Here is an 11274-nt window from a genome sequence, read left to right as displayed (position 1 = left end):
AGCTCGACAGTGATCGACACATTCAGCAGAACCGGCCCGCTTATGGAGGCCTCCAGCTACCCCGCATGGGCACAGCAGCTTATTCGGGATTGTAGCGAGAGCAAGCGCCGGGTTGTCGAACATGAACTTTACCAACGGATGCGCGACAACAGGTTGAGCGCGAAAACCATGCGTCAATACCTGATTGGCGGCTGGCCGGTAGTAGAACAGTTTGCGCTGTACATGGCCCAGAATCTCACCAAGACACGCTTTGCTCGCCACCCTGGCGAGGATATGGCGCGCCGTTGGCTGATGCGCAATATTCGCGTGGAGTTGAACCATGCCGATTACTGGGTGCACTGGAGCCGCGCCCATGGTGTCACGCTTGAAGAGCTGCAGGCGCAACAGGTTGCCCCTGAGCTGCATGCGTTGAGCCATTGGTGCTGGCATACCAGCTCCGCGGATTCGCTGGTGGTAGCCATCGCCGCGACCAACTACGCGATCGAAGGGGCTACTGGCGAGTGGTCGGCGCTGGTCTGCTCCACCGGCGTCTATGCGGCGGCGTTCCCTGAAGAGGATCGCAAGCGGGCGATGAAATGGCTGAAGATGCATGCCCAGTATGACGATGCTCATCCGTGGGAGGCGTTGGAGATCGTCTGTACCCTGGCGGGCATGAACCCGAGCAAGGCACTCCAGGTCGAACTGCGCCAGGCTGTCTGTAAGAGCTACGACTACATGTACCTGTTCCTGGAGCGTTGCATGCAGTTGGAAAAGACCTCGCTTGTCCGTGAGCGCCAGCTAGAACTCGCTGAAGGTTAAGTAATGGGTTGCAACCTCTACGCTTGGCGACAGACAAGGCGCTTTGTGCGCGTCGTAGAAGGCATAATGTCGACTTCCTCGCCATAGCGAAACACCGGTCGATATTACGCAGACAGCTCTTGATCGAGACAGCGACGACCTTGAGCAGCTGGTCGCCAGCGATGCTCGCCGTGGCGGTATTGCGCCACGGCGCATTAAGGTGGGGGGTTACTGGGCGTTAAAGGCCTGGCCATTGATGCCGGTGCTGTCCGGGCCCATCAGGTACAGGTAGACCGGCATGATTTCTTCCGGCGTCGGGTTGTTCTCTGGATTTTCTCCCGGATAGGCCTGGGCGCGCATGCTGGTGCGGGTGGCGCCGGGGTTGATGCTGTTGGCGCGTACCGGCGCGACGGTTTCGAGTTCGTCGGCCAAGGTCTGCATCAGGCCCTCGGTGGCGAATTTGGACACTCCATAGGCGCCCCAGTAGGCACGGCCTTTGCGGCCGACACTGCTGGAGGTGAAAATCACCGAGGCGTCCTGGGACAGCTTGAGCAGTGGCACCAGCGTGCTGGTCAGCATGAACATAGCGTTGACGTTGACCTGCATGACCCGCATGAAATTTTCGCCCGAGAGCTGCTCGAGCGGCGTGCGTGGACCGATGATCGAGGCGTTGTGGAGCAGGCCGTCGAGGTGGCCGAACTCGGTTTCGATCATCGCCGCCAGCTCGTCGTATTGGTGCGGCAGGGCGGTTTCCAGATTGAACGGAATTACCACCGGTTGTGGATGGCCAGCAGCTTCGATTTGGTCATAGACCTGGGTCAGATTGGCTTCGGTCTTGCCCAGCAGCAGCACAGTGGCGCCGTGGGCGGCATAGGTCCTGGCAGCGGCTGCGCCGATGCCGCGACCGGCACCGGTGACCAGAATCAGCCGATCCTTGAGCAATTCGGGGCGAGCGGAATAATCAAACATGGCTAAACCTCAACAAATGTAAGACGGTACTGTGAATGAGCCGGGTGGCTCAGCAACTGCACAGTGCGTTATCCAGAAGGCGGCGTAGCTGCAACGGATGATCCACCACGATATCGGCGCCCCAGTGATCGGGGTTGTCGTGCGGGTGGATATAACCGTAGCGCACGGCGGCGGTCCGGGTTCCGGCGGCGCGCCCCGATTCGATATCGCGCAGATCATCGCCGACGAACAGGACGCTGGCAGGTTCCAGGTTGAGCATCTTGCAGGCCAGGATCAGCGGCTCCGGATCGGGTTTGCTATTTTTCACATGGTCCGGGCAGATCAGCAGGGCCGAGCGCTCAGCCAGACCGAGTTGGCGCATGATCGGCTCGGCGAAGCGCAAGGGCTTGTTGGTGACCACGCCCCAGAGCAGATTGGCTTTCTCGATGTCGGCGAGCAATTGATCCATGCCGTCGAATAACTTGCTGTGGACGGCACAGGCCTTCAGGTAACGCCCCAGGAACTCCTGGCGCAGCTCCTCGAAGCCCGGCGATTCGGGGTCCATCATAAAGGTCGCCGCGACCATCGCGCGGGCGCCACCGGAAATTTCGTCACGGATCAGCTTGTCGGCAATCGGCGCCAGCCCGCGATCAGCCAGCATGGTCTGGCAGATGGCGATAAAGTCCGGGGCGGTATCGAGCAGGGTACCGTCCATGTCGAAGAGAACCGCTCTCAAACGCATCGATCATTCCTCACGCAGGGTCTGGATCATGTAGTTCACCGCCACGTCGGAGGCCAGCTTGTAGTGCTTGGTCAATGGGTTGTAGGTCAGGCCGATGATGTCCTTGACCGACAGGCCGGCGTCGCGACTCCAGGCACCCAGCTCGGAAGGGCGGATGAATTTCTTGAAATCATGAGTGCCGCGTGGCAGCAGGCCCATGATGTATTCGGCGCCGACGATGGCGAATAGATAGGCCTTCGGATTGCGGTTGATGGTGGAGAAGAACACCTGGCCACCGGGCTTGACCATGCGATAGCAGGCACGAATCACCGACGAGGGGTCGGGCACGTGCTCAAGCATTTCCAGGCAGGTGACCACGTCGAACCGTTCGGGCATTTCTTCGGCCAAGGCCTCGGCGGTGATCTGCCGGTACTCGACGCTGACACCCGATTCCAGTTGATGCAACTGGGCCACGGCCAGGGGCGCTTCGCCCATGTCGATGCCCATGACCGTAGCGCCGCGCTGGGCCATGGCTTCGCTGAGAATGCCGCCGCCGCAACCGACATCGAGGACGTTCTTGCCGGCGAGCTTGACCCGCTCGTCGATCCAGTTGACCCGCAGCGGGTTGATGTCGTGGAGCGGTTTGAACTCGCTTTCACGGTCCCACCAGCGATGGGCGAGGGCTTCGAATTTGGCGATTTCGGCGTGGTCGACGTTGCTCATGGGACTATCCTCTAAAAACTTGAAAACCAGGGTGGTCCGGGGCTTTTCTGGCCCAGGATGATCAAATCAGTGCACATGCCCGCCGATACGCCGACCCCAGGCCTGGGCCGTGGCGCTCAGTCGGTGTTCATCCAGGTGGGTCAGGCGCCGATCGTCGAGCAGTTGCTTGCCGCCCACCCACAGGTGTTGCACGCAATCGCGACCGCTGGCGTAGATCAGGGTGGAAACCGGATCATAGACCGGTTGTTGGGTCAGGCCCGAAAGGTCGAAGGCGACAATATCCGCGGCCTTGCCCACTTCCAGTGTGCCGATTTCACTCTCCTGGCCCAACGCGCGCGCGCCGTTGAGGGTGGCCATGCGCAGGGCGCGATGGGCATCCAGGGCGCTGGCGGAGCCGGCAACGGCTTTGGCCAGCAGGGCCGCGGTACGGGTTTCTCCCAGCAGATCGAGGTCGTTGTTGCTGGCCGCGCCATCGGTGCCTATTGCCACATTGACGCCGGCCTGCCACAAGCGTTCCACCGGGCAGAAACCGCTGGCCAGTTTAAGGTTCGATTCCGGGCAGTGGATCACGCTGGTGTTGCTTTCTACCAACAAGGCCAGGTCTTCATCGCTTATCTGGGTCATGTGCACGGCCTGGAAGCGCGGCCCCAGCAAGCCCAGGCGAGCCAGGCGGGCCAGTGGCCGTTCGTCGTTCTGGTCCACCGCTTGCTGGACCTCAAAGGCCGTCTCATGCACATGCATATGGATCGCGACGTCGAGTTCTTCGGCAATGACGCGGATTTTTTCCAGATTATTGTCGCCAACGGTATAGGGTGCATGGGGGCCGAGGGCTATCTTGATACGGGGATGATGCTTGAGATCGCCGAACAGTTCGATGGCCTGGCGCAGGGACTCGTCGCTGCTGGTCGCGCCAGGGATCGGGAAGTCGAGGATCGGCACGGCGATCTGGGCGCGTATCCCGCTGCGATGCACACATTCACTGGCGACTTTCGGGAAGAAGTACATGTCCGAGAAACAACTGATACCGCCCTTGAGCTGTTCGGCAATGGCCAGGTCGGTGCCGTCGCGGACGAACGTTTCGTCGACCCATTTGCCCTCTGCGGGCCATATATGTTGTTCCAGCCAGGTCATCAACGGTAGGTCGTCGGCCAAGCCGCGAAACAGCGTCATGGCGGCGTGACCATGGGCATTCACCAAGCCTGGCGTGAGCAGCGCCCCCGGCAGCTCGCGAACTTCGCCAGCGGTGAGTTTCAAGGCCTCGGACCGGGGGCCGATAAAGACGATACGCCCATCGCGGATACCCAGGCCGTGCTCCTTGAGGACCACCCCGGCGGGTTCGACAGGCACCAACCAGGTGGGCAACAACAGCAAGTCGAGCGGCGCGGCGATGTTCGGCATCGAGGAGGGCTTCCAGGCTTTACATAAAAGGACAGCGAAGTATACCCGAGCGTCTTGGTGGGGGGCTCGCTATAATCGGTGGCTTTTGTTTTTCAATACGGAGTGAATTATGCGCGATCGGTTGTTGGCGGCGGAAAAGGTCAGGGCCATCGATTGGCGCCAGGGGGCCTTGTATCTGCTCGACCAGCGCATCCTGCCGTTCGAGCAACGCTGGCTGGCCTGTGACAGCGCGGCGGAGGTGGCCGAGGCGATTCGCTCGATGGTCGTGCGTGGTGCGCCGCTTATCGGTATCGCTGCCGCCTACGCACTGGTGCTGGCGGCGCGCGCGCGGTTTGCCGAGGGTCGGGGTTGGGCGGCGGCGCTGGAAGAGGATTTTGCCCTGCTGGTCGCTTCGCGACCCACCGCGATCAATCTTTCCTGGGCGCTCGGGCGGATGCGCGAAAGGCTGGCGCGTGCCCGCGACATCGCCGATCCGCTGGCGGCGCTGGAAGCCGAGGCCATTGCTATCCATGAAAGTGATCGTGAAGCCAACCTGACCATGGCGCAATTGGGAGTCGATCTGATTCGCAAGCACCAGGGCCATGCCCAGGCGATCCTCACTCACTGTAATACCGGAGCCCTGGCGACCGGCGGTTTCGGCACTGCGCTGGGCGTGATTCGCGGTGCGTTCCTCGAAGGCATGGTCGAGCGAGTCTATGTCGACGAAACCCGGCCCTGGCTGCAAGGTTCGCGCCTGACTGCCTGGGAGTTGGCCAATGAAAACATTCCGGTGACCGTGAACGCGGATTCCACCGCCGCTCACATCTTGAAGACCAAGGGAGTGACCTGGGTCATCGTCGGCGCCGACCGGATTAGCGCGAACGGTGACGTGGCGAGCAAGATCGGCACCTATCAACTGGCCGTTTGCGCCATGCACCACGGAGTGCGGTTCATGGTGGTGGCGGCGAGTTCGACCATCGACATGGGCCTGGCCAGCGGCGACGATATCGCGCTTGAAGAACGCGATGGCGACGAATTGTTGAGTCTCGGTGGGCGGCAGCTCGGTGCGTCGGTCGAAGCGTTCAATCCGGTATTCGATGTGACGCCGGCTGACCTGATCGATGTCATCGTGACCGAAAAGGGGGCCGTTCAAAGGCCGGATGCCGCGAAGATGGCTCAATTGATGTGTCGAAAACGCCTGCACTAAGCTTTTTCTAGGCTAAGTGTTTTTTAGGGGGGGGGTAAATGCGGGCATTTTGCTTTTAAGCCCCTTTCAATGCGCTCTCGAAGGGTTTCATTGGTCGCCTGTCTACTTCCTTATGTATCCGGGGATAGGTGCGTGGCGGCGATTGTGATAACATTCGGCGGTTTCCAGGGCTGTCCGAACCGACTGCCCTTACTGCGCAGATCCATGGCATAACTCGTTGATTTGTCGTAAGTCGTTGCCAGGCATCAGGTCGGCGACGGCAAGCTTCGTTCGTCCCCTATGTGATGTGACGAAGTTTCACCAGAAAAAGGAATCAGGCTTCTCATGGGCGAACTGGCCAAAGAAATCCTCCCGGTCAATATCGAAGACGAGCTGAAACAGTCCTACCTCGACTACGCGATGAGCGTGATTGTCGGGCGGGCATTGCCCGATGCGCGCGATGGCTTGAAGCCCGTGCACCGGCGTGTCCTGTTTGCGATGAGTGAGCTGGGTAACGACTGGAACAAGCCTTACAAGAAATCTGCCCGTGTGGTCGGTGACGTGATCGGTAAGTATCACCCTCACGGCGATACTGCGGTGTACGACACCATTGTTCGGATGGCGCAGCCATTCTCCCTGCGTTATCTACTGGTCGACGGTCAGGGCAACTTTGGTTCGGTCGACGGCGACAATGCCGCGGCCATGCGTTACACCGAAGTGCGCATGACCAAGCTGGCGCACGAGCTGCTGGCCGACCTGCACAAGGAAACCGTGGACTGGGTGCCCAACTATGACGGCACCGAGCAAATCCCGGCGGTCATGCCAACCCGTATCCCCAACCTGTTGGTCAACGGTTCCAGCGGCATCGCGGTGGGTATGGCGACCAACATTCCACCGCACAACCTCGGCGAAGTGATCGACGGTTGTCTGGCGCTGATCGACAACCCCGAACTGACCGTCGATGAACTGATGCAGTACATTCCGGGGCCGGACTTCCCGACCGCCGCGATCATCAACGGTCGTGCCGGGATCATCGAGGCCTATCGCACCGGTCGCGGACGTATCTACATGCGTGCCCGCTCGACCGTCGAGGATATCGACAAGGTCGGCGGTCGCCAGCAGATCGTCATCACCGAACTGCCCTACCAACTGAACAAGGCTCGTCTGATCGAGAAGATCGCCGAACTGGTCAAAGAGAAAAAACTCGAAGGCATCACCGAGCTGCGCGATGAGTCCGACAAGGACGGTATGCGCGTAGTGATCGAGTTGCGTCGTGGCGAGGTGCCTGAGGTCATCCTCAACAATCTCTACGCCCAGACCCAGTTGCAGAGCGTGTTCGGTATCAACATCGTTGCGCTGATCGACGGTCGCCCGCGGATCCTCAATCTCAAGGATCTGCTGGAAGCGTTCGTCCGTCACCGTCGCGAAGTGGTGACCCGACGCACCGTGTTCGAACTGCGCAAGGCCCGCGAGCGTGGGCATATTCTCGAAGGCCAAGCAGTTGCGCTGTCGAACATCGATCCGGTCATTGCCCTGATCAAGGCTTCGCCAACCCCATCGGAAGCCAAGGAAGCGCTGATCAGCACGCCTTGGGAGTCCAGTGCGGTGATGACCATGGTCGAGCGTGCGGGAGCAGATTCGTGCCGTCCGGAAAACCTCGATCCGCAATACGGTCTGCGTGACGGCAAGTACTTCTTGTCGCCGGAGCAGGCGCAAGCCATTCTGGAACTGCGCTTGCACCGCCTGACCGGCCTGGAGCACGAGAAGTTGCTGGCCGAGTACCAGGAAATCCTCAACCAGATCGGCGAACTGATCCGCATCCTCAACAGTGCCACGCGCCTGATGGAAGTGATCCGCGAAGAACTGGAGGTCATTCGCGCCGAGTACGGCGATGCGCGTCGCACCGAAATCCTCGATGCGCGCCTCGACCTGACCCTGGGCGATATGATTCCCGAAGAAGAGCGTGTGGTGACCATTTCCCACAGCGGCTACGCCAAGACCCAGCCGTTGTCGGCCTATCAAGCCCAGCGTCGCGGTGGCAAAGGCAAGTCGGCGACCGGCGTCAAGGATGAGGATTACATCGCCCACCTGCTGGTTGCCAACAGCCATGCCACGCTCCTGCTGTTCTCCAGCAAAGGCAAGGTGTATTGGCTCAAGACCTATGAGATTCCCGAGGCTTCTCGCGCCGCTCGTGGCCGACCGCTGGTCAATCTGCTGCCGCTTGACGAAGGTGAGTACATCACCACCATGCTGCAGATCGACCTGGAAGCCCTGCAGCAGAGCGCCGGTGCCGATGACGAGCTGGACGATGCCGACGATGCGGTGATCGAGGGTGAGGTGATCGAAGCCGATGAGGCGGGAGAGGTAGCCGAAGAGGTGGATGGCGACACGGCGGAGTTGGTGGCCGAGCCGACCGGTGCCTACATCTTCATGGCCACGGCCTTCGGTACGGTCAAGAAAACCCCCTTGGCACAGTTCAGTCGTCCACGCTCCAGTGGCTTGATCGCCTTGAAACTGAAGGAAGGCGACACCCTGATTGCTGCCGCGATCACTGACGGTGCCAAGGAAGTCATGCTGTTCTCCAATGCCGGTAAGGTGATTCGTTTCGCTGAGAGCGTGGTTCGCGAGATGGGTCGTGGTGCACGCGGTATTCGTGGCATGCGCATCGGTAAGGGGCAGCAGTTGATTTCCATGCTGATCCCGGAATCGGGGGCGCAGATCCTGACGGCTTCCGAACGCGGTTTTGGTAAGCGCACGCCGTTGAGCAAGTTCCCACGACGCGGACGTGGCGGCCAAGGTGTGATCGCCATGGTCACCAAGGATCGCAACGGCCAACTGATTGGGGCGATCCAGGTGCAGGAAGGTGAGGAGATCATGCTGATTTCCGACCAGGGCACCCTGGTGCGTACCCGTGTCGATGAAGTCTCCAGCCTGGGGCGTAACACCCAGGGCGTGACCTTGATCAAGCTGGCCAACGACGAGACACTGGTCGGGCTTGAGCGGGTACAGGAACCGTCGGAAGTCGAAGGCGAGGAGCCGGAAAATGAAGAAGGCGTCGAGTTCGAGGGCGAAGTGTTGATCGATGGCATGGCCGACGACTCGTCGCTGGACGCGGCGGTAGATGAAGTTGAACCGCAGGATTAATCAAGCGCTCGCGCCTGACGTTGTAGCTACTGTAGGGCAACCGATCTGGATGTGACGGTTGTGATCGAACGCGGAGCGGTCGTTGTCGGACCGCTTTGTCGTGTCAGAAGTATCGAGATTCATCGACCCTGTGGGTCGGCGACTCTTTCCCGCGGGGCGCCGGACAGGTCGGGCGGCGTGTATATCTCCAAGCAAAGCGAGAGTGGATGTGAGCAAACGAGCCTATAACTTCTGCGCGGGTCCTGCTGCGCTGCCTGAAGCTGTCCTATTGCGTGCCCAGTCGGAATTGCTGGACTGGCATGGCAAAGGACTATCGGTCATGGAAATGAGCCATCGCAGCGATGAATTCATCTCCATCGCCACCAAGGCCGAGCAAGACCTGCGTGACCTGCTGGATATCCCCTCGAACTACAAGGTGCTGTTCCTGCAAGGCGGCGCCAGCCAGCAGTTTTCTCAGGTGGCGTTGAACCTGCTGCCTGAAAACGGCAAGGCCGATTATATCGATACCGGTATCTGGTCGCAGAAAGCTATCGAAGAAGCCTCGCGTTATGGCGTTGTCAATGTGGCGGCTACGGCCAAGCCCTATGACTATTTCGCCATACCGGGACAGAACGAATGGAACCTGTCCAAGGATGCCGCCTACGTCCACTATGCATCGAACGAAACCATCGGTGGCCTGGAATTCAGCTGGATTCCGCAAACCGGCGACGTACCGCTGGTCGCCGACATGTCCTCGGACATTCTCTCGCGTCCTATGGATATCTCGCGTTTCGGCATGATCTACGCGGGCGCGCAGAAGAACATCGGCCCGAGCGGACTGGTGGTGAACATCATTCGCGAGGACCTCTTGGGGCGCGCGCGTTCGATCTGTCCGACCATGCTTAACTACAAGGTCGCAGCCGACAACGGTTCCATGTACAACACCCCGCCAGCCCTGGCCTGGTATCTCTCCGGGCTGGTATTCGAATGGCTGAAGGAGCAGGGTGGCGTGGCCGCCATTGGCAAGCTCAATGAAGTCAAGCAGCGCACCTTGTATGACTTCATCGATGCCAGCGGCCTGTACAGCAACCCGATCAACAAGGCCGACCGTTCGTGGATGAACGTGTCGTTCCGTCTGGCTGACGATCGCCTGGACAAAGCGTTCCTGGCCGGTGCCGAGGATCGCCGGCTGTTGAACCTCAAGGGGCACCGTGCGGTGGGCGGTATGCGTGCCTCCCTCTATAACGCCGTCGACATCAGTGCGGTCAACGCTTTGGTGGCGTACATGGCGGAGTTCGAGAAGGAACACGGCTAATGTCTGAACAAGAACTCAAGGCACTGCGCCTGCGCATCGACAGCCTCGACGAGAAGGTCCTGGAACTGATCAGCGAGCGCGCCCGCTGCGCCCAGGAAGTCGCGCGGGTAAAGATGGCTTCGCTGGCCGAAGGCGAAGTGCCGGTGTTCTATCGTCCAGAGCGTGAGGCCCAGGTGCTCAAGCGGGTCATGGAGCGCAACCAAGGACCGTTGGGCAACGAGGAAATGGCGCGGCTGTTCCGCGAGATCATGTCCTCCTGCCTCGCGCTGGAACAGCCGCTGAAAGTGGCTTATCTGGGGCCAGAGGGGACCTTTACCCAGGCGGCGGCGATGAAGCACTTCGGTCATGCGGTGATCAGCAAACCGATGGCGGCCATCGATGAAGTGTTCCGTGAAGTCGCCGCCGGTGCGGTGAACTTCGGTGTGGTACCGGTGGAAAACTCCACCGAGGGTGCGGTCAACCATACCCTCGACAGTTTTCTCGAGCACGACATGGTGATCTGTGGCGAGGTCGAGCTGCGTATCCACCATCATCTGCTGGTGGCTGAAAACACCAAGACCGACAGCATCAGCCGCATCTACTCCCATGCCCAGTCACTGGCCCAGTGCCGCAAGTGGTTGGACGCCCACTACCCGAATGTCGAGCGCGTGGCGGTGCCGAGCAACGCCGAGGCGGCCAAGCGGATCAAGGGTGAATGGAATTCGGCGGCGATTGCCGGCGATATGGCGGCCAGCCTGTATGGATTGACCCGTCTGGCCGAGAAAATCGAGGACCGCCCGGACAACGCTACGCGATTCCTGATGATTGGTAGCCAGGAAGTGCCGCCGACCGGCGACGACAAAACCTCGATCATTGTTTCTATGAGCAACAAACCGGGGGCGCTCCATGAGCTGCTGGTGCCGTTCCACGACAACGGAATTGACCTGACGCGAATCGAAACCCGACCGTCGCGCAGCGGTAAATGGACCTACGTGTTCTTTATCGACTTCGTCGGCCACCACCGTGATCCGCTGGTCAAGGGTGTGCTGGAGAAGATTAGTCAGGAAGCGGTGGCCCTCAAGGTGCTGGGTTCCTACCCGAAAGCAGTTCTATAAAGGCGTTGAA

9 protein-coding genes are annotated in these 11274 nt (G+C 60.2%); 5 read left to right on the top strand and 4 right to left on the bottom strand.

Features of this window, described 5'->3' with window-relative positions; all coding sequences use genetic code 11:
* The first annotated feature begins 42 nt into the window (after positions 1–42).
* The gene (locus tag AWM79_RS07955) at positions 43–798 is read left to right on the top strand and encodes an iron-containing redox enzyme family protein (protein ID WP_218165943.1); all 756 of its coding nucleotides are present in this window, start codon (positions 43–45) and stop codon (positions 796–798) included.
* A gap of 207 nt (positions 799–1005) precedes the next feature.
* Here AWM79_RS07955 and AWM79_RS07950 read toward each other — a convergent pair whose 3' ends face one another.
* The 4 genes from AWM79_RS07950 to AWM79_RS07935 all read right to left on the bottom strand — a co-directional run bounded on the left by AWM79_RS07950 (position 1006) and on the right by AWM79_RS07935 (position 4567).
* A complete protein-coding gene (locus AWM79_RS07950; RefSeq protein ID WP_017131513.1) occupies positions 1006–1746 on the bottom strand; it encodes a YciK family oxidoreductase in 741 nt (246 codons plus the stop codon).
* A 49-nt stretch (positions 1747–1795) separates the two neighbouring features.
* On the bottom strand, positions 1796–2467 hold the full coding sequence (mupP, locus tag AWM79_RS07945; RefSeq protein ID WP_017131512.1) for an N-acetylmuramic acid 6-phosphate phosphatase MupP: 672 nt from the start codon (positions 2465–2467) through the stop codon (positions 1796–1798).
* 3 nt (positions 2468–2470) lie between these two features.
* Complete coding sequence (gene ubiG, locus AWM79_RS07940) at positions 2471–3169, bottom strand: bifunctional 2-polyprenyl-6-hydroxyphenol methylase/3-demethylubiquinol 3-O-methyltransferase UbiG (protein WP_017131511.1); 699 nt, start codon at positions 3167–3169, stop codon at positions 2471–2473.
* A 66-nt stretch (positions 3170–3235) separates the two neighbouring features.
* On the bottom strand, positions 3236–4567 hold the full coding sequence (locus AWM79_RS07935) for a TRZ/ATZ family hydrolase (protein WP_060782564.1): 1332 nt from the start codon (positions 4565–4567) through the stop codon (positions 3236–3238).
* Positions 4568–4676: 109 nt separating this feature from the next.
* On the opposite strand from AWM79_RS07935, the gene mtnA reads away from it, so the two are divergent.
* From mtnA to pheA, 4 genes are all read left to right on the top strand, one after another.
* Positions 4677–5753 (top strand): S-methyl-5-thioribose-1-phosphate isomerase, encoded by a 1077-nt coding sequence (gene mtnA / locus AWM79_RS07930; protein ID WP_060782563.1) that lies wholly within the window; start codon positions 4677–4679, stop codon positions 5751–5753.
* Positions 5754–6077: 324 nt separating this feature from the next.
* Complete coding sequence (gene gyrA, locus AWM79_RS07925) at positions 6078–8876, top strand: DNA gyrase subunit A (RefSeq protein ID WP_017131508.1); 2799 nt, start codon at positions 6078–6080, stop codon at positions 8874–8876.
* 208 nt (positions 8877–9084) lie between these two features.
* Positions 9085–10170 (top strand): 3-phosphoserine/phosphohydroxythreonine transaminase, encoded by a 1086-nt coding sequence (gene serC, locus AWM79_RS07920; RefSeq protein ID WP_026013119.1) that lies wholly within the window; start codon positions 9085–9087, stop codon positions 10168–10170.
* Positions 10170–11264, top strand: a complete 1095-nt coding sequence (gene pheA / locus AWM79_RS07915) for a prephenate dehydratase (protein WP_017131506.1) — start codon at positions 10170–10172, stop codon at positions 11262–11264. The genes serC and pheA overlap by 1 nt, the downstream gene beginning before the upstream one ends.
* Positions 11265–11274: the final 10 nt, after the last annotated feature.

The organism is Pseudomonas agarici, from assembly GCF_001543125.1.
In the GTDB taxonomy this organism is placed as follows: domain Bacteria; phylum Pseudomonadota; class Gammaproteobacteria; order Pseudomonadales; family Pseudomonadaceae; genus Aquipseudomonas; species Aquipseudomonas agarici.
This window is presented reverse-complemented; position numbering and strand designations above follow the sequence as displayed.